The sequence below is a fragment of the Vibrio sp. 1180_3 genome (assembly GCF_029478545.1).
GTDB lineage: Bacteria > Pseudomonadota > Gammaproteobacteria > Enterobacterales > Vibrionaceae > Vibrio > Vibrio aestuarianus.
Genome location: NZ_SJFM01000020.1, coordinates 54,066 through 74,299 on the forward strand (window position 1 = coordinate 54,066; position 20,234 = coordinate 74,299).

The following is a 20,234-nucleotide window of genomic DNA, read 5'->3' on the forward strand; positions in this document are numbered from 1 at the left end:
TTAATATAAAAAAGAAGCATTTTCGCTTCTTTTTTATATTCGCGTTGTATTTAATACTAGTATTAGTAAATAACTGGTTATCCGCTGGTGGGTTATTGTTTGCTAACTGGCAATCACTCGTTTAAGCATCGCTGACTTTAAATTGAGATTTACGCATGCGGTTTAATGCAGCCATAACGTCTAGTATGCGCGGTTTGGCTAAGTCACCATGGTTTGGCATGTTTTGATGCCAAGATTCTGTGAGCAGGGCGTTCATCTCTTCTGCTGGCTTATTTGACCAGCCGGGAGCTTGAGCAAATTGAAACCATGTCCAACCAATTGCGTTCACTTCCGATGCCGATTCTAACTGCTCTAACGCAGTCAAATCAGCGAATTCTTTTCCAAAGCGAAGCGAATCGACGCCTTTGGCTGAGACTCGGAACTTCCCGTCGACTAATAACTTTTGTAATGCCGCTCGGTTGATTGAGCGAGGCGCAAATGTTTCTAATGAGGTTTCACATTCATTTTGACGTTCTGTAGGATGTTGTTTTATGACCTGCTTAGCTTTTTCCGTGACATCAACAGCGTGATAGTCATGCATTTGGATAACAGTATCGGCTACATCAAGATAGTCACCCGAGCCACCCATCACAATCAGTGTTGAGATATCGAGATCGTCTCTAAGTTGTCCAATGCGATCAACCAGTGGCGTGATAGGTTCATCACCTTTACTTACCAGTGCCTGCATACGTTCATCGCGGATCATAAAGTTCGTGGCGGATGTATCTTCATCAATCAATAAAGTACTGACGCCAGCTTCAATTGATTCTTGTAACCACGCCGCTTGAGATGTCGAGCCCGATGCATCTTGAGTGCTGAAATCGGAAGTGTTTTTGCCCATAGGAAGATGATTGATGTAATTCGATAAATTCAAATTATGCACACAGCGTCCATCTTCAGCACGGATTTTCATTGCATTGAGATCAGTGACAATACGTTCTCGTCCATCTCCAGGAATATGATTATAAATGGAGCGTTCAATTGCCGTTAAGAGGGTGGATTTACCATGAAAACCGCCACCAACGATTAACGTAATGCCTTTCGGTATACCCAGACCTTTGATCTTACCTTGATTAGGCGTCTCTAACTCAATTTCTAACGATGGCGGTGCTTGGAACGTAATGGCATCTTTCATCGGTAAATCACAATTACCCGCAAGGCGAGGAAGAATGCTACCATTTGCCACGAATGCAACGAGGTTATGTTTTTCCAGTTGGTGGCGCATGATTTCTTGATCTTCAATCACCTCACAATGCGTAAGCATGGCGGTTTTATTAAGCTCGCGTTCGATCGTCGCCCGGCGAATAAACTTAGGCAGATAAAAGGTAATAATATTCAGCGCTTTTTTGGCCAGAATATCGCGCCCTTCTGCCGGAAGATTGATGCGAAAACGCAGCTCAATACCATGTTCAGTAAACAACACCGCTGTGCTGTCAAGAACCGTTTGGCCTGTTAGTGCGATTGAAATGTGGTTCTCTTGTTTTGAAAATTCAGCAAAACTGCGTGCGATGAAGTCTCTTGCGGCCATTTGATACGCTGGTGATTTTTCTCTTAGCCATTCCAAATCTGTCAGTGACCAAGCACGCGTTGCGCGAAAGCGAGACGCAGAAGCGAAGGGATCGGCTTGGATATGATCGATATACAAGGTGAAATCACCAAAATCGTATTGGCCTTTAATTTGTTGGTAGGCACGGTAGTTCTGTTTTTCTAGCTTTTTGAGAATTGATGTTAATAAATCCATCTCGATATCGCTCGTTTGCAAAGAGAAAGGCGGCGATTATAGGAATCGCCACTCTGAGAGTAAAGGAATGATCAAGATTTCCATTAAACTACAGTACCTTTGTTTCAAAGGTGTGCAGATAATTTTGATTCAGTAGCCCTATTTCAAATTCATCACAAGGCATTGGTCGACCGTAAAAATAGCCCTGACCAAAATCACAGCCTTCGCTAATGATAAAATCTTCTTGGATCTGATTCTCAATACCTTCGAGTATCACTTTGAGTTTTAATTTCTTCGCGACGTGGATAATAGAGCGCACAATTTCTTTATCTTCATCACTGTGATCTAGTTGCTGCACAAAGCTCTTATCTATTTTTATGCAATCAAAGGGAAATTTTTTCAAATAACTGAACGAAGCGTAGCCAGTACCGAAATCATCGAGTGACAGTGTCACTCCAAGTTCATGAAGCGCTCGCAAAGTATTGCTTGCGACGACTTCATCAGCAATTAAACAGCTCTCGGTTACTTCCAGTTCGAGATATTGTGCAGGAAGCTGGTAAGTCGTTAACAGCTCACGGATCTGTTCGGCAAACTGCACATTTTTTAACTGTACTGCGGAAACGTTGATCGCCATTTTAAAATCATCGACCTGTTTTACCCACTGACTGGCTTTTTCGATGGCGGCGCGCAATACAAAATTTCCCACTTCAAATATCAAACCATTTTGCTCTGCCATGTGGATCAAAGTTTCATTGGATATATCTCCGAGCACTGGATGACGCCAGCGAAGTAAAGCTTCTGCACCTGTCCAGCGGCGCGTTATGGGTGATACTTTAGGTTGAAAATAGAGCATTAAGTCGTCATTTCTTACCGCGCGCAGCAGGTAGCTTTCCAATTGATTAGTGTGTGTAAGAGAGTCACTAAACGCTTGCGAGTGATAACAGAACTTATGCCCAGAGTCTTTGCAAGAAACCATCGCAGAGGAGGCTTGTTTGAGTAGTTCCCTAGCGCTGGTGGTATCTAAACTGGTGGCGATACCGATATAAGCATGTAAGTGAATTTTATGCTGTTCAACAATGAACTCGGAATGATTAACGTCGACCAATTTATGGCATAACGTTTCTAAATGTCGGGTCAGTTGCTTGGCTTTAACCACCAGAACTAAATCGGTTGAGGTTGGACGAGCCGTGATCAGTTCTATTTTTTCTATGCTTCCTAGTCGTTCGCGGTAGCGGGTAATGACATTGTCCCAAGCTCGATAGCCAAAATGTGATTGAATATGGCGCGCATTGGTAAAACCGATATGCACAACAGCAACTTGCGTGTTTTGTTCAAAAGCATCAAGGAGCCCCTGCTTTAACTCTAATTCGAGAGCGTGACGGTTTAAAAAGCCAGTACCAATGTCGTGAAGTTTTTGGAACTGAATTTGTTGCTCTGCGGCGCGACGTTTATCAATTTCTTGTGTCAGAGAATAATTCAAATTTGCCAAATCTTGCGTTCGGTTGTTGACGCGAGCTTTCAGTTCTTCATTTAACTGTTGCAGTTTTATATGCTGATATAGGGTAGTGAGTTGAGATTGTATTGATTCACGAAAGCATTCTAACAACTGTCGGTAAGTGTGGCTGAAATGGTTTTCTTTGCTATCAAGTACACATATGGTGCCGAAAATATCGCCATTGGGCCATGCTAGAGGTATGCCGCAGTAGGCAATCATTCCAAGTGAGACGTCAGGATTATGTTGCCACTGTTCACTCACTAACGCATTGGGCACAAGCAGCTCTTTTTGAGTCGACATCACTGTCTCACAATAGAGGCCTTGTTCTAGAGGCTCTTTGGCTCCAACTTGGTACGGGTTAGCGGTATTTGTGCTTTTACAAAACACTTCGATATGCTTTGAATCTGCTCGCATAATGAGCGCCGCGGGGACATGCAAAATCTCAGCGAGTAAATCCACAATACGCTGCCAGTTTTCCAAAATGGATGAAGGGATAGGCAGATTTTGTGTATTGATTTTTGACATAATAATCAAATCCTGTGGCAACCAAGCTTAACAGCCGAGCATCCTTTGCTCTAGGTAAACGACCATTGAATTGGGCTTCGTTAGAAACCAGTCAGTCTTAAGTATAAGAACGGGTCGTCAATGTAACAAAAAAAAGTCCCGATAAAATATCGGGACTAGAGGATAGTTGGCTACGTCTCACAAATGTGACACTAATAATCAATAAGTTAGTTTTATATATTGATTGATATCTATATCGCTGGAGTAGTCTATTACGTCGAAGCCGAAACCGTTTAATTGCATAAACTCTTGTTTGAAACCAGCATAATCGCCAATTTGTTGGAAATTACTTTGGTCCATTTCAGCAAGGATTGTTGCAACTCTTTGCTGGGTATCAGGGTTAAGTTCCCAATCGTCTAAGCGGATCAAACGTTCACTATCTACTGGCACTTTTCCTTGGCAATAGAGCTTCTCGCTAAATAGGCGTTGCATCTGTTCAATACAGCCTTCGTGTGTTTGTTTCTCTTTCATCACTTTATACAAAGCAAGAATATAAGGGCTTAGGCCGGGAATAAACACGCTGGCTTTAGTGACCAGAGCTTTACACACCGTTGCGTAAGCACTACCACTGTAATTGGCCAGTTTAAGATTCAGTGCATGACTTGTTTGATGCAAATCGATTTTGGCCCGACCAAGTGTCCCATCAAGATAAATAGGGTGGGTGATTTGTGGTCCAATATAGGAAAAAGCAACAGTTTTACAGCCCGGAGCGATAGATTCCGCATTGATAAGCGTGTCGATCCAATTTTCCCAATCTTCCCCGCCCATTACTTTTTGTGTGCTTTCAATTTCTTCATCGCTGGCTGGTTCTAATGTGGTGTTTACCCACGCATCGTTTTCTAGCAAGATACTTGCACCAGAGACTGATTCACCAATAGGTTTGATCGCCGAACGCCAAAATTGCTCTGAATTTGGTTTAGGGCGTAGTCCGCTGGCAATACTATATATCACTAAATCCACTTCACCTTCGAAGTAGGTCTCTATCGCTTCAATGACCTGTTCGCGAACGGATTGAGAAAAAACATCACCCTCAATATTAATCGCGGTTCGACCTGCATGTTCAGCATGCTGCTTAAAAAACAGATTATTATACCAACCCGCAGTGCCGACGCCTTTATCTGAAGGGGTTTTCTCAAACGAAACACCAATCGTGTCGGCATTCGAACCACCAAAAGTTAGTGCAATGCGTGCGGCTAATCCAAAGCCAGAAGAGGCGCCTAAAATAAGGACTCGTTTTGGCCCATGAGTGATCGGTTTGCAGGATTTAACGTAATTAATTTGTTGAAGAACCGCTTGTTCACACCCTTTGGGATGAGCAGAGCGAGCGACCACACCTTTGATCACAGGTTCAATGCGCATAGTTTGTACCTTTGGTGATAGAGAGATGAAGTCAAAATAACGTAAAGCTAAGTAAAGTTTATTGAGCTAGACCATTAAAATCAGAGATGCTGTGCTAAATGTTGCGCAACATATTCAGCAATCCAAGGTTGAGCATCAGCCTTAGGGTGTAAGCCATCTGGCATCATCCACTCGGGCTTGATGATCACTTGCTCTAAGAAAAAGGGCAGTAATGTGATTTGTTTTTGGCTGCTAAGTTGAGGGTAAAGGTTATAAAACGCATCGCTGTAGCGTTTACCGTAGTTAGGTGGAATACGAATTTGCATCAAAATTGGTGTCGCGTTTTGTTGTTCGATGTGGTCGATTATCGCGGTTAAATTTTTACCGATTAAGGCCGGTGGGAAGCCACGTAATCCATCATTGGCGCCAAGTTCAACCAATACAGCGTCGGGTGAGTGTTGTTTTAATAGCGCGGGAAGCCTGGCTAAACCATTGCCAGTGGTGTCACCTGAAATGCTCGCATTGATAACTGTGACATCCTCTTTACCTTGAGCGTCGAGCGCGCTGGGTAATAGGCTGGGCCAAGCGCTTTCTATGGGCATTTCATAACCAGCACTTAAGCTATCGCCCAGTATCAAGAGTGTGGTACTACTAGCGTTAGCTGAGAATAATAAAATACCAAGCAAGGAAAGTAATCGAGTCATGCAAACATCCATAATAAAAGCACAGTCATTGTCTAAAACAGTCTCTACCAATCAAGAGCATTTAACAATCTTAAAAGAAGTGAATTTAGAGATCAAAAGTGGCGAGAGTGTTGCAATTGTCGGGACTTCAGGTGCGGGGAAGTCGACGCTAATGACTTTGTTGGCGGGGCTGGATACACCGACTCAAGGTGAAGTTGAACTGCTTGGCCAGCCACTATCCAAACTTGATGATGAAGCGCGCGCGGCGATTCGCAGTGAATCGGTTGGTTTTGTATTTCAAAGTTTTCTTTTGATCCCAAGCCTCTCTGCATTGGAAAATGTCACGCTACCTTGTTTGTTAAAAGGCGAAAAAGAAGACATTGAACGTGCTAAATCCCTGTTGATTTCGGTCGGCTTAGAGCATCGTATGCATCATTCACCCTCTCAACTTTCTGGCGGTGAGCAGCAACGAGTCGCTTTAGCTCGTGCTTTTATGATCAATCCTAAAGTACTGTTTGCCGATGAGCCGACTGGGAATCTCGATCAAGAAACCGCGGCTAAAGTGGTTGAACTGCTGTTTGAACTAAACAAGCAACATGGCACCACGCTTGTGTTGGTAACTCATGATCCTGCGTTAGCCGCTCAGTGTGATCGCACTTTGCGTATGCAGGCAGGTATGTTGGAGGAGCGATAATGGCCCAAGCTCTAAAAACATCATTAAACAAGCGTCTGGTTAGCTGGAGCCTTGGTGAGATTCGCCATGGGCAGCTATGGCCGATCTCGGTTGCTTTAACTTTGATTATCGCTTGTATCTTTGCGCTTACTGCTTTGGCTGATCGGATGGAACAAGTGATCGTCAAACAAGGCAAGGATGCACTTACTGCTGACAGTGTTTATATTTCGTCTAACCCATTACCAACGCCATTACTAGAACAACTGCAAACGCTACAATTGCCGTCGTCCCAATTGACGCGCTTTGCTACCATGGCGTTTAGCGACAACGGCATGCAGCTTGTTACTGTCAAAGCGGTGGATAGCGTTTATCCGTTACGTGGCGAGATGCTCCTGTCTGACGGTGTGGCAACGGTTAACCGTGTGTCTCCTGGCCAACTATGGCTTGATGAGCGCGTATTTACTCAATTAGAGGTCAGTGTTGGCGATAAAGTCACATTAGGCGATGCAGATTTCATCATTTCAGGGCGCATCGTCGAAGAGCCTGGTCTGAGTTTTAATCCTTTCCAGCAAATGCCAGCAGTGCTGATTCACCAAGATGACGTAGCGAAAACTGGGGCGCTGCAACTGGGTAGTCGGGTACGATTTAGCTTATTTGTTAATGGTGATGATGCGCAGATTGAAACATTAAAATCATCGATAGCGTTAACGCCAAGTGACCGCTGGCGAGATAGAAACAGCGGCAGTCGAACTAATGAAGTGTTTGAGCGTACCGAGCAATATTTATCGTTGACGGTGGCGATCGTGATCATCATGGCAGCGACAACCTTGGTGTTGACGTGTCAGCATTACGTTTCTACTCGCCAAAAGACGATCGCCATGCTGAAAAGCTTGGGTGCAAGTCGACGTTGGATTAGCCAATGGTTGGCAGTACAAGTGCTGATTTTGTTTGTGTCAGCGGCGGTATTTGGTGTGCTGATTGGCATTGGTTTAGAGTTTTTACTGCGCGTCCCTCTGGTTGACTTGCTACCGAATCCGTTACCGAGTTATGGCATCAAACCCGCAATGATTGCTGTGATTGCCAGTTTGCTGATTGCGGTGCCAGCGCTTGGTATTCCACTGATGCATCTGTTAGACACCAATGCATTGAATGTAATGCAAACGGTGAAAGCGCAGACCAGTCATCGCCGTAACTTGAGCTTAGTACTTATTCCTATCATCCCTATGCTTGTGGTTTATTGGAGCAACAGCTTAGTATGGATTGTGCTGGTCGGTATTGTGGCATTATTTGCGGTGTTAGCGTTAGTGAGTGTGCTGCTCACTCGGTCGCTTGGGCGCTTGCCATTATCTACCGCTCTAAAACTGGCATTGAGCCGCATCAACCGCTCTTCTATGACCACTGGCATTCAATTTGGCGCGTTGGCACTTTCATTGATGCTATTGGCCATTATGTGGTTAGTTCGAACCGATTTACTCTCCGATTGGCAACGCACACTGCCCAGTGATGCGCATAACGCATTTGCGCTCAATATTGCACCCTATGAGAGAGAGGCATACCTAGATACACTTGATGCGGCCAGCATCGAACGTTCGCAAGCCTATCCAATTATTCGCGGACGTCTGACTACGATTAATGGTCAGCAAGCAAAACAGAATGCTGAAGATGAAGAAAAAACCGACGCGTTAAGGCGTGAACTGAATTTCACTTGGGGTGAAGCGTTACCGACATACAATCAAGTACTCGAAGGGCAATGGAGCGAGCAAAATGGAGTATCTGTCGAGTCTGATGTTGCACGCGACCTAGGGCTAAAGATCGGTGATACCTTAGGCTTTGTGATCAACAGTCAACACGTTGAAGCGCAAGTCAATTCGATCCGTCAAGTGGAATGGCGAGAAATGAAGCCGAACTTCTATTTCATTTTCACTCCTGATGTGTTGCAAGCGATCCCTGCGACATGGTTAGTCAGTTTTAGGGCGCAAGATAAAGACAATGATCTTTTAACCAATCTATCTCGTACCTATCCCACAGTCAGCCTGATGGATATTCGCTCGATGGGGAGTAAGATCCAAACCCTATTAACACAAATCGTCTGGTCAATTACGGTTCTGGCCGGGCTTGGGGTGGTTGCGGGCATTTTATTGATTTTTACTCTGTTGCGTTTGAGCTTAAGTCAGCGTCAGCAGGAAATACGTCTTTATCGCACTTTGGGGGCCAGTAAGCGACGAGTTGAGCAAACTATTTGGGCTGAATATGGACTGATGGCATTGGTGGCAGGAGCAGTGGCAAGCCTTGGTTCAGATGCTGTGGTGGCAGGGGTGATGAAGTTTGGTTTTGAACTAGACCCGGTAGCGCATTACAGTATGTGGCTTGTCTTGCCTTTCGTGACTTTTTGCACACTAGCGCTAGTGGTTAACAGTTTAATTAAAAGGCTGCTAACCCCTATAAATAAAGAGTTTAGCTAGAAGCGAGAATGAACTCTTACCTAGTTATCCACAAAAACAGTGGATAAAGTTTGGGATAACTTAGCATGTTGATAACTGCTTATTCTCGTCTAGCCCCGTGGTTACGTTGGGTTGAGCAGTTTTGTTATTCACAAGGTTGAAAAATCATCGTTTTGGCATTATTGAGTCAAGTCATTTTTTATATTATTTATCATTCTTGCGTATTGATTGTTAGATATAAAACGGATAAGACCGCGTAAAAAATGTGATTTTATTAACGCTTTATAAGCTTTAGAATACGCCCGAGATTTCAAGAGTAGCCCTAATTCTATGTTATATAAAAAGTTAAACGCAGAGTCCCCTAGTATCGCTATCGTTGGTGGTGGTGTAGCCGGTGCGACGGCCGCTGTCCACATGGGAGAGTTAGGGTTAAATGTAATACTGTTGGAAAAAGGCAAGGGGTTGGTGAGCGGGCCGCCTATCTGCCACTTACATGCGGGGGGCAATCTTTATCGTGAAATTTCTCAGCAGCAATGTTTGGAACTATTGAAACAGTCTATTGATACAGTGCGCCTTTATCCGCATACCTTAAACCGACGTCCAACCGTGATTGCAGTACCACATAGTGATGGTGGTAACCCGCATGATTTACTGCCGCGACTCGAGCTTATTCAGCGCAGTTATCAGCAACTGGTGGATGAAGACTGGCGCAACAAACAGCTCGGTGAACCTGATGATTACTTTAAGTTATACAGCCAAGCAGAATTGCAAAAGCTGGTGGCTTTAGAGCAAAATGAAACACCGGAAACCTTTGATGATTGGTTAATCCCCTTTGCCCAACATACGGATTTAAGCAAACTCAAGTTCCCAGTCGTGGCGGTACAAGAATACGGTTGGAGTGTTTTTCGTTTAGCGGCCAGTGCGGAGTTAGCGCTGCAAGCAATGCCTAATTGCCAAGTCCTGACACAAGCGACCTTGGTTCAATCCGATTTTGTCGATAATCAATGGCAACTTACCTATCAAGATGCACAAGGTGTAGAGCAAGAGCTATCGGTTGATTACCTAATCAATGCTTGTGGCTATGAGACGGGTAAGGTTGATGACTTAGTTCGAGCGCCTCGACAGAGGCTTGTTGAGTTTAAAGCTGCCTATGTCACACAGTGGGCACAATGTCATCAACACTGGCCGGAAGTAATTTTCCATGGCCCGAGAGGTACTCCTCAGGGTATGGCACAGTTAACGCCCTATGCAGATGGTATATTCCAGCTGCACGGCATGACAGAAGGTATAACCCTGTTTAAGGACGGTTTAGTTGCGTCTAATTCAGAGTCATCACAGCCGTTACTGCCTGATTATTTAGAGCGCAAAATCAAACAAGGTTGGCAACAAGAAGCGCTACAAGAGCGTAGTGAACGTGCGATTATGCACATGAGCCAATTCATTCCCGCTTATGCACAAGCTAAAGTGGGTGGTAAGCCACTGTTTGGTGCTCAGCAAATTCCCGGGCAAGATGCAACGTTAAGAGCTGCTGATGTCACGTTTGAAGCGAACCATTATGCGCGCATTGAAGTGGTAAAAGGTTCGTCAGCGTTAGAAGCGGCCACAAAAATCGTTAAGCACTGGCAGTTAGCCGATAACAACGACGTGTCTGCCACCATTGAAGATCGTCACCCGATCAGCATGAGCTTTAGCCTTGAACAGATTGAAGAGAAGGCGATAGAATTAGCCAGGCTTCGAGCCTACCCTGAAGCGTTAGCCAAAGTAGCCGGAGTCGTTTAACAAAGGCATTACTTTTGTTCAAGGAAGCCGCGGTTAAGTAAGCGACTTCCTTAATTCTTTTTAGTGTAAGTAAACCTAATAACCAAAAAATAGCGCCCATTGGCTCCACACTTCCTGAAGTCCTTGCAAGTCCCCCCGAACAAACTGCACTTTTTGTCCCGGTTTTGCTTGAGCCAAACGCGGTAAATCGATTCGTGCTACGCAGCCTATTTTCGGATAACCCCCAATGGTTTGTCTATCATTGAGTAAAATGATCGGTTGTCCATCAGGGGGGATTTGGATTGCACCCAAAGCGATACCTTCTGACAAAATCGGTTCACTTGGTGGGCTGATAATTGCCCCATTTAAGCGATAACCCATTCGGTCGGCATGTTGGCTGACCGTAAAACTAGAATGGTAAAACTGCTCGATAATCTGAGGATCAAATGAATCGATTTGGTAGCTTTCTATGACTCGAAGTTTGAGTGGTAAATCATAGTCCGGCTTATAATGAAAAGTAATATGGGTGGGTTTGTGATCGATAGGGTGTGGATTGAAACTGAGTGCAGCTCCTGCTTGCAAAGGTTCGCCATTTTGGTTCAAACCACCTAACGTTTCCTTTAAACTGGTTGAAACACTGCCCAAGTGAGCAGTGACAGCAAAACCTCCCCGCACGGCTAGATAAGATCTCAAGCCATTTTTCGGCAAGCCAAATTTTAACGTTTGCCCAGCTTGCGCACCAAAACTTTGCCAGTTGTCGATAGGCTTCCCATCTAAGGTTGCTGACAAGTTCCCCCCAGCGATAGCGAGCATACAGGCATGCTCTATTTTGAATTCGGCTTGTCCAAGGGTTATTTCTAAGGTGGGTAAGTTAACCTCGTTACCTAATAAATGATTTGCCCAACTGTACGCATAGTCATCAACAGGGCCTGATTGAGCAATGCCAATATGGCTTAAGCCAAAGCGCCCAAAGTCTTGAATTAAGCTGAGCTGTCCAGGTTTGATTACACGTAAAGCCGCATTCATGCCTTGGTCTCCTTGAAATCCCCACGATCAATAAGTTGCCCACCGAGTGCGCTATATTCCTCGACAGAAATTGACGTAAACTTCACTTGTGCCCCGATGGTAAAAGGCGTCATTGGGGCACGGTTTGCATCAAATAGAGATAAGGGGCAATTGGCGATAATATTCCAGCCTCCCGGGGAACGACTTGGATAGACCGCTGTTTGTGACTCGGCAATGGCGACACTGCCTTTTGGAATCGATAAGCGAGGTGTTGTATGACGAGGCATGACTAGGTCATCATGAACATCAGTCATAAAGGCGAAGCCGGGTGTAAAGCCAATCGCACAAACGGTGTAAATTCGTTGAGTATGCAGTTCAATGACCTGTTCAGTGGAGAGCCCCTTTTGATGGTACCGAGCTAAGTCAGGTGCGACTTGCAGATCATAATAAGCCGGCAACTCAATACAGTCAGGTAATTTTGTATCGTGTGACGTCACGGTTTGTAGAGTATTGAGTAACAGATATTCAAGTTTAGCTTGTGAAATTCGATAGGGGAGGTAGTCGATCAATATTGAGTTATAGGATGGCGTGACATTCATGATGCAATGCTGAAGTTGCTCCGTGATGTTCTGGGCAATATTTCCAATATCCAATGACAGCCGCGTCGATGCAGGGTGTGCAAAACGGATAAGAAGGCTGCATTCCGCGATGGGTTCAATGGAGAAATTGAGTTTCAATGGACGTTCCTTGTCAGTGTGATAAGTACGGAGCAATTTCTACTCTAAACAGTGGCGAATTTTTTCAATCAGCTCAATGGCATCTTGGTTATCGCCGTGAACGCATATGGTGTCCGCTTCAATTGGGATCACAAAACCATCAGCGCTGGTTACTTTGCCATAGTGAACGATCTGTTTAATTTGGTTAATAATCGCCTCTTCATTGCTAAGCACAGCATTGGTTTGCGTTCTTGGTGTTAGCATGCCATTAGCAAGATAAGTTCTGTCAGCAAAAGCTTCAAACAGCAGTGGCACATCGTAATGGTCTGCTACATCAAGGTAATCTTGATTATTACTGGATGCCAATATCATAAGTGGAACATTGAAGCAGGAAACGGCATCGACCACTGCGCGGAATATAGATTTATCACGCATCATGTCGTTGTAGAGCGCACCATGTGGTTTCACATAACTGACTTGCGTGTTTTTACTTTCGCACAAAGCTTTGAGTGCACCAATTTGATAGATTAGAAGCTCACAAATTTCTTCTTCATTAAAGCGCATCGAACGGCGGCCAAAGCCTTGTAGGTCAGGGTAGCCTGGGTGCGCCCCAATCATGACATCATGACGAATGGCGAGATCGATGGTTTGGCTCATTACATGTGGGTCAGAAGCATGAAAACCACAGGCAATGTTGGCCATATCAATCCAAGGCATCACCAGTTCATCGGCGCCCATTTTCCAAGCACCAAAACTTTCTCCCATATCGCAATTAAGCGTAATTATTCGTTTTGTCACCAATAATGTCGTCCTGGTTGCCTTATTTCTGATTAAATTGCAGGAATTGTACCCAATAAACAGTGATCCGATTCATTGTTTGAGGAATTATCCATCACTTACCTATACCTTTTGCCACAATAAGATATTGATAAATGAAATAATAGACTTTCCTTATATAAGAATTGCGAAAGTCGCCACTCTATCGATTCATTGCATGAAAGGTGAGGCTTTGGAGGCTGCTAGTACTTATAGAACTTACTGCTCCGCGGAGTCATTCTGGTTGGTAAAGGATTCGATGGAAAATAAAAACGTAATGAGTATTCGATGCATTGTGCAGACAGTCGAGGGGCAATAGCTATGTTTCGTCATTTATCCCTACGATTTAAATTGATGCTCCCCATTTTATTTTTTATGACAGCGATCTTCATAGGCTCTCAGTGGTTCAGCATCTCAACGGAATTAAAGCAAAAGCAAGCGGAGTTGATTGAACGGGTGCAAGTGCTATCTAAAGGGGTAGCGTATAACCTGCAGATTGCGGTGCTATTTGGTGATAGTTACACCGCTCAAGAGATATTATCGGCTTTTGCTGCCGATAGCGATGTGGTACGCGTAAAGCTGTTTGATAACAATGAACAATTAACAGGAATATACGAAAGCAACAATTTTATCGCGCCGATACCTAACGAAGCGCAACGCAATCACATTAGACTGCGCAGCTACGTAGTCTCGAAAAATTTTATTTACTTACGCGTCCCAATAATTATTGAAAATGAGAAGGCTGGTTTTTTAAGAGTTACGATATCGAAACAATCGTTTGATGAAATTTACCAAACTGTTTTGTATAACGCCTTTTTCTTTTTCGTATTGCTGCTTGTGTGCGGTATTACGTTGTATTTGATGGTGCAAAAATTGATTGTTGACCCAGTTTTTTCGCTCAATCAAGCGATGTGTCTATTTATTGAACACCGCGAGCGTAAACAGTTGGTTAGCCACAGCGATGATGAAATTGGAGAGTTAGTTACCGCGTTCAATACGATGCTTGACCGGCTGGAAAAAAGAGAGACTCAGGTTCTATTTACTTTAGATAAACTCGAGCAAGAAAAATCATTTGCCAATGAAGTGGTGGAAACGGTTCAGCATGCGTTGATTGTGGTCAATGATTCTGGCGTGATCCTCCATTTTAATGGTGCGGCTAATCACGTATTTAAATGTACACCTGGGTATCTAAAAGGTGAAAATTTACTCAATATACTGAATAGCGATGAGATTGATACTATCCGAAGTGCGATCATCAACCGAGCGCAATTGGATGAACAACTTATTACGGTAAAAGACGTTTTTCAACAACTGCAGCTATTGCAACTGAGCAGCCGAGCTTTATCTCGTCCTGGTCAAATGCTTTTCGCCATTCAAGATGTCACCGATATCGAGGCGGCGCTTAGTCGTCAACGATTGGCGGCACGAGTATTTGAAAACAGTCAAGATGGGTTAATGGTGATTAACCAAGACGGCGTGATTACCATGGTTAACCCTGCCGTGACGCGCTTACTTGGTTATCCTGCTGAGAGATTAGTGAATCATAAGCCGAGCTCGGTGTTGTCATGGCAGCAGTTCACCTCATTAATGCCGACCATTACATCCTCTGTGATGAATTATGGCCAGTGGCAGGGCGAAATCTGGGAGCAGCATCAAAATGGCACGTTAGTACCGATGTTTGTCAAAGTGAATCGCATTACTCGGCAAGATAATCACCATCGTTATGACTTTGTTTTCATGTTATCTGACTTGTCTAACCTGAAAGAAATGGAGCGGCTTGAGCACTTGGCTCATCATGACTCACTGACGGGGTTAGCAAACCGTGCCCATCTTTATCGTCGATTAGATGAAATTTTAGTTAAAAATAAGCAGCAACTGCAGAGCTTTTCGTTGCTTTATCTTGATTTAGATGGGTTCAAACAAGTAAACGATACGCATGGACATGATGCTGGGGATGAGGTGTTAAAACAAGTGGCAGAGCGTTTGTTGTCACAGGTACGGAGCCAAGATATGGTAGCCCGGTTATCGGGAGATGAATTTGTGCTTGTTGTTATTCCGAGTGATCGCATGAGTGTCGCATTATTGGCGCAGCGCTTACTGGATTTGTTGACACAGAATATCGTTTATCATGGCAAAGTATTGCAGGTTGGTGTGAGTATTGGTGTTTATTTCATTGATGATGCCAACGAAAGCTTAGATAGCATCCTTAAAGCGGCAGATTCTGCGATGTATATGGCCAAGTCGTCTGGTAAAGGGCGTTATATTTTGGTTGATAGAGAAAGTTTAAAGAAGATTGATTTATAAATGAAATTTTGGTGGAAACTGGTTAACATTGTGCCATCAACGTCGGAAGGTTTATTAAAATGAATGTATTAGTAACGGGCGGGATGGGTTATATCGGTAGCCATACCTGCATCCAAATGATTCAAGCAGGAATGACACCAGTTATTTTTGATAACTTGTATAACAGCAAATCGTCAGTGTTAGAACGTATAGAAAAAGTCTCTGGTGTAAAACCAGCCTTTATTCAAGGGGATATTCGTGATAAATCACAACTTATCAATGTTCTGAAAGAGCATGATATCCAAGCGGTAATCCACTTTGCTGGTTTGAAAGCAGTGGGTGAGTCAGTAGAGAAACCACTGGAATACTACGACAATAACGTTAATGGTACATTGGTACTGGTGTCAGCGATGAGAGAAGCAGAGGTGAAGACATTAGTGTTCAGTTCCTCTGCAACCGTTTATGGCGACCCGGCTTCAGTGCCGATCACCGAAAATTTCCCGACCAGTGCCACCAACCCTTATGGCCGCAGTAAATTGATGGTTGAAGAGTGTTTGACCGACTTCCAAAAAGCTAACCCTGACTGGAGCATTACGCTACTTCGTTACTTTAACCCTGTTGGTTCACACCCATCGGGCGAATTAGGCGAGGATCCACAAGGAATTCCCAATAATCTGATGCCTTTCGTTTCACAAGTCGCGGTCGGTCGACGAGAATTTTTGTCGGTATTTGGTAGTGATTACCCAACAAAAGATGGTACTGGTGTTCGTGATTACATCCATGTGATGGATTTGTCGGATGGACATGTTGCTGCTCTTGAAAAAGTGGGTGAAAAATCAGGCTTGCATATCTATAACCTAGGAACAGGTAATGGCTACAGTGTACTTGATATGGTCAAAGCATTTGAACAAGCTTCAGGTCAAACCATACCTTACCAATTAGTCGAACGTCGTGCAGGCGACATTGCTGAATGTTGGGCTGATCCAACTAAAGCAATCACCGAACTTGGATGGGAAGCTAAGCGAACCTTACAAGCAATGACGGAAGATACGTGGCGTTGGCAATCGAACAATCCACAGGGTTATCCTGACGTATAATGCAATCAAGCCAGTCAACTGACTGGCTTTTCAAGGAATCTATGTTAGTTAGGTCGTTTAATTCTACATTCATATACCCAAACAACTTCAAGTAGGAAGGGTATAGTCCCTATTCACAGCTATACTTATTAGCGGTGACGATTAATATGATCTTAAAACGAAGATGTGAGCTTATGCATAAACGGATATTATTGGTTTTACTTTTTTCTGCCAGCGTAAGCGCGGTCGACATTCAACCTTATATTGTGAATGGTACGGATACCACTTCGGCAACATACCCTTCATTCGCGAGTCTTTTCTATCAAACTACTACGCAGTACAGTACTCGTAGTTTTTGCGGTGCAAGTATTATCAACGACCAGTTCATTCTGACAGCTGCCCACTGTATTTATAATGAACCAGACACGATGCTTTATACCGTAGTTGTACCACAACTTGATGATGCCGCAGATTTTCCGTACGGCAATATCCAACAGTCACGTGCGTCGGCTTTCTATTACCTCGATAGCTACGTCGGTACTGAAGAAACGTTATGGCAAGATGATATTGCGATAATTAAGTTAGAAACACCCCTGAACGTTACTGACTATTCTAGCCTTCTCAATGTTCAACTTAATGACAGCTATCCATTGAATGGTGTTTATAGAACTATCGGTCATGGTCTTATTGCTGGGAATGTTTTCGGTAGTACTCGACTGCAAGAGACAACGCTTGATTTTGTCGATCATGCAACGTGCGCTGCATATTATGGCTCAGCTTTGACATCAACTCACATCTGTTTTGATGGGGCATTAAATGGTTCTTATAAGAATTCCACCTGCTCAGGTGATTCAGGTGGTCCTGTGTATTGGTTTAACGGCTTTCAATATATACAAATCGGTTTAACTAGCTTTGGCCCGGCAATTTGTGGCGACAGTAGCCAACCCGTAACTTCGGTATTTACGGAACTTTATGACTATCAGTCCTGGATAAACCGAGTCATTACCAATGTTGAACTACCCAAGTATTATGTCGAAACCCGAAATGGTGTACGGACTTTGGTTGAGCAAGCGAAACCAAGTATTGCACCACAACAAGACAGTGGTGGGAGTGTAAGCTGGTTAGTTGTCTTACTAGTCATTGTTAGATATAGGACTAAGTTATGGCGTATGGTCCTACATTAACGTATTGGTTATCCTTTAAAAGAGGATAAATAAACAAATCAGTAGGGGAGTAATCAGCCCAATACATATGTATCAGCTATGTGTATTCAGGTGACATTTGATTGCTTCAAAACGCAAAAAGCCCCTGATAAAGCAGGAGCTTAAATTTGGAGGAGAGATAGGGATTTAAATCCAACGGGAAAAAATACGATTATTTTACAATTGGTTATCTAGATTTAAAGAAAATCAATTTAGTCATCTGTCTGGTACAGATTAAAGCCCGCTTCATAGCTTAGCGTCAAGATAAATCCGATGACTTACCTCATAACGTTAGGTTAGCAAGTTAGTTACTGAACTTACTAACCTTCCAAGCTCAACTAATACCTGTCACACTTTTGTGACAGAACGAGCTAGAGCTATTGCATAACAAGCTGCTGCGTGATTAGAAAAAGTATCTTGAAGCCTTAAATTGCTGGTATGGCGTCACTTCAGTTAATTTAACCGGTCATAAACTGGTGCTATATCCTATGGCGATCTTTACAAATTTACACCACGACTAAATTGAGCTTCTAAAGTAGCTATAATCCAACAATTATCTTCTAATCGCAGCAATAAAGATGGAAGTCCAATATCTTTATATTCTGTATTTGAAGTGTTTACAATGTGTACTGGGTAGAGCTATCTGCCTTTACGGAGTAATTTCATGGGGCTGACGTTTCATATCGTCATGAACCATCGCATTGTCCAGTTCGTGAATTGTGCCGATGCGGATACGCTTTTCTGGAGCCAGCTTTTCGTATTCAGTGAGGTAAATATCACTGTGGATGTGTTCAGCAATCATCTTGACCAACAGGCGGTTGTTGGTATACAAGCCGACAGCTTCTTCACGGTGTGAGAACATTAAGCCTTGCTTCATGTCGGCAACAAGCATAAAGCGGTGCGAAGGGTATTCGGTTTCTTCAATATCAGAGCGAGCATAAAGTTCAATCTTTGCATGAGGTACAGCAATGCGATTAAACGAGAAAGCGATAATGCGCACCCCACGCTCAGCAGCATCGTTTAATTCTGGTGAGAATCTTGGGTCGAGTTGGAAATCGGTGTTTAAGTATATTTCCACCTGCGCCAATTCGATCACCTCTTTGGCTTTTTGCACCAAGTTGTCTATACCAGAGACATTGAAAACAAACTCTTTTTCCTCAGTGAGCATCATTCGTGACAGCTCTTTTTTGAGGATATGAATGTTTTCTACCGTGTTTTTCTCGATCTGGTTAAAGATAAGTTCAGGTGATTTGGCTTCGTACTCTTTGGTATCGCCATCAGACATAAAGATATAACCATTCTTGTATAGGTTGTCGATGGAAGAGTAAACAGAAGAACGCGACAACGAGATATCTTTCGCGATCTTGTAACCACTGGCACAACCGTTTTTGAGAAGGTTGATATATACCAAGGAGTCCGTTTTTGTAAAACCAAAATTCATCAACTTTGTCACCAAGTCTGACACGGTTTGCCCTCTAAAATTATTCAATATTGTGTTCCATTTTGGTTAGGTTATCACTGGTTAAGCTCTGAGCCTAACTTGACGTGCAAGTCGTTGCGGTTTTGTTTGAACTGCGCCGCGAGCAATCGAAAAATCCTCATAAGGCAGAGCCATTATTGTCGGAAGCGGAGAGAGAGTACAATAGCGACTTAGTGCCACTCTGAGGTCACTTGAGATCGGCGCATAGCGCGATACGCTGCCAAGCATTAACACACTTTTGGGTAAGTTCTGTTCGATATGTGGTGTGAGCGCGCGCGCTAACTGATCAATGTAGCGTCGATATGTACGCGCGGCGATAGGGTCGCCAGAATCCAGAGCGCTAAAAATCTCTTTCACGTTTGCTCGTTGAAGCAGGATCTGTTCATACTGTCGCTCTAACCCTGAGACGCAAACAAACTGTTCAGTGCACGCTTCACTGTTGCAGGGGCATGCGGGGACCAGACCATCTAGGACGAAATCGTAGCCAGGTAAAGCAACGTGTGCCCATGGGATAGATCGCATAGTGCGTTGGGGGATGCCTCTGCGAGTTCTGGTATAGCAGTAAAGTTCACACTCATTATCAACCACAACGCAGAGTACATCTCCAATCTTTATCTCCGATAACACCTCAGGAGAGTTGTGTAACCCAGCCTCAACAAAGTTAGTCTGACTGCAAGGGATTCGATAGTGCTGTTCAATCAAGGTGTCTAAAACCAGTTGATGCTGCTCAAGCTGATCTTGGACTTCACCGGTTATCGCCAACCCAATGCAACAGAAGGAACTGTAAATCCATTGGAAGTTGTCTACTACCTGAAATACCTGCTGCTTCACCGCTTGTGCGGTGTGAGCAAGGCTCTGCTGACTTGAATACAAGGTATTAAGTTGCGCATCGAGTACCGTCGCTTTGAGTTGAATCTTATCTATCGAGATCCCTAGATACATACA

15 protein-coding genes are annotated in these 20,234 nt (G+C 43.8%); 6 read left to right on the forward strand and 9 right to left on the reverse strand.

Annotated elements, in window-relative coordinates; genetic code table 11:
- Positions 1-121 precede the first annotated feature (121 nt).
- The 4 genes from EYW48_RS13200 to tesA form a co-directional block, all read right to left on the reverse strand.
- Positions 122-1,780: an ABC-ATPase domain-containing protein gene (locus EYW48_RS13200; RefSeq protein ID WP_277432526.1), complete on the reverse strand. Its 1,659-nt coding sequence runs from the start codon at positions 1,778-1,780 to the stop codon at positions 122-124.
- 88 nt (positions 1,781-1,868) lie between these two features.
- Positions 1,869-3,779 (reverse strand): EAL domain-containing protein, encoded by a 1,911-nt coding sequence (locus EYW48_RS13205; protein ID WP_277432527.1) that lies wholly within the window; start codon positions 3,777-3,779, stop codon positions 1,869-1,871.
- Between the two features lie 198 nt (positions 3,780-3,977).
- A complete protein-coding gene (gene fabV, locus EYW48_RS13210) occupies positions 3,978-5,177 on the reverse strand; it encodes an enoyl-ACP reductase FabV (protein ID WP_277432528.1) in 1,200 nt (399 codons plus the stop codon).
- Positions 5,178-5,257: 80 nt separating this feature from the next.
- Complete coding sequence (tesA, locus tag EYW48_RS13215; protein WP_172532515.1) at positions 5,258-5,860, reverse strand: multifunctional acyl-CoA thioesterase I/protease I/lysophospholipase L1; 603 nt, start codon at positions 5,858-5,860, stop codon at positions 5,258-5,260.
- Between tesA and EYW48_RS13220 the strand changes: the two genes are divergently transcribed.
- The 3 genes from EYW48_RS13220 to EYW48_RS13230 all read left to right on the forward strand — a co-directional run bounded on the left by EYW48_RS13220 (position 5,859) and on the right by EYW48_RS13230 (position 10,732).
- On the forward strand, positions 5,859-6,533 hold the full coding sequence (locus EYW48_RS13220; protein ID WP_277432529.1) for an ABC transporter ATP-binding protein: 675 nt from the start codon (positions 5,859-5,861) through the stop codon (positions 6,531-6,533). The genes tesA and EYW48_RS13220 overlap by 2 nt on opposite strands.
- A complete protein-coding gene (locus EYW48_RS13225) occupies positions 6,533-8,974 on the forward strand; it encodes an ABC transporter permease (RefSeq protein WP_277432530.1) in 2,442 nt (813 codons plus the stop codon). The genes EYW48_RS13220 and EYW48_RS13225 overlap by 1 nt, the downstream gene beginning before the upstream one ends.
- 309 nt (positions 8,975-9,283) lie before the next feature.
- A complete protein-coding gene (locus tag EYW48_RS13230; protein WP_261927896.1) occupies positions 9,284-10,732 on the forward strand; it encodes an FAD-dependent oxidoreductase in 1,449 nt (482 codons plus the stop codon).
- Positions 10,733-10,807: 75 nt separating this feature from the next.
- Here EYW48_RS13230 and EYW48_RS13235 read toward each other — a convergent pair whose 3' ends face one another.
- The 3 genes from EYW48_RS13235 to EYW48_RS13245 are packed head-to-tail and all read right to left on the reverse strand — an operon-like array spanning position 10,808 to position 13,230.
- The gene (locus tag EYW48_RS13235; RefSeq protein WP_277432531.1) at positions 10,808-11,737 is read right to left on the reverse strand and encodes a biotin-dependent carboxyltransferase family protein; all 930 of its coding nucleotides are present in this window, start codon (positions 11,735-11,737) and stop codon (positions 10,808-10,810) included.
- On the reverse strand, positions 11,734-12,453 hold the full coding sequence (locus tag EYW48_RS13240) for an allophanate hydrolase subunit 1 (RefSeq protein ID WP_176313437.1): 720 nt from the start codon (positions 12,451-12,453) through the stop codon (positions 11,734-11,736). Before EYW48_RS13240 ends, EYW48_RS13235 begins: the two co-directional genes overlap by 4 nt.
- Positions 12,454-12,492: 39 nt before the next feature.
- Positions 12,493-13,230 carry a 5-oxoprolinase subunit PxpA gene (locus EYW48_RS13245; RefSeq protein ID WP_171980740.1) on the reverse strand — a complete coding sequence of 246 codons (738 nt, stop codon included), beginning with the start codon at positions 13,228-13,230 and terminating at the stop codon, positions 12,493-12,495.
- 306 nt (positions 13,231-13,536) lie between these two features.
- Here EYW48_RS13245 and EYW48_RS13250 point away from each other — a divergent pair, with 306 nt between their 5' ends.
- From EYW48_RS13250 to EYW48_RS13260, 3 genes are all read left to right on the forward strand, one after another.
- Positions 13,537-15,552 carry a diguanylate cyclase gene (locus EYW48_RS13250; RefSeq protein ID WP_277432532.1) on the forward strand — a complete coding sequence of 672 codons (2,016 nt, stop codon included), beginning with the start codon at positions 13,537-13,539 and terminating at the stop codon, positions 15,550-15,552.
- A gap of 59 nt (positions 15,553-15,611) precedes the next feature.
- Positions 15,612-16,628: a UDP-glucose 4-epimerase GalE gene (gene galE, locus EYW48_RS13255; protein ID WP_053311032.1), complete on the forward strand. Its 1,017-nt coding sequence runs from the start codon at positions 15,612-15,614 to the stop codon at positions 16,626-16,628.
- A gap of 173 nt (positions 16,629-16,801) precedes the next feature.
- On the forward strand, positions 16,802-17,791 hold the full coding sequence (locus tag EYW48_RS13260; protein ID WP_176246462.1) for a trypsin-like serine protease: 990 nt from the start codon (positions 16,802-16,804) through the stop codon (positions 17,789-17,791).
- A 667-nt stretch (positions 17,792-18,458) separates the two neighbouring features.
- Here EYW48_RS13260 and EYW48_RS13265 read toward each other — a convergent pair.
- On the reverse strand, positions 18,459-19,274 hold the full coding sequence (locus EYW48_RS13265; RefSeq protein WP_171980757.1) for a TrmB family transcriptional regulator: 816 nt from the start codon (positions 19,272-19,274) through the stop codon (positions 18,459-18,461).
- A gap of 57 nt (positions 19,275-19,331) precedes the next feature.
- Positions 19,332-20,231 carry an ROK family protein gene (locus EYW48_RS13270; protein WP_274681768.1) on the reverse strand — a complete coding sequence of 300 codons (900 nt, stop codon included), beginning with the start codon at positions 20,229-20,231 and terminating at the stop codon, positions 19,332-19,334.
- Positions 20,232-20,234 lie beyond the last annotated feature (3 nt).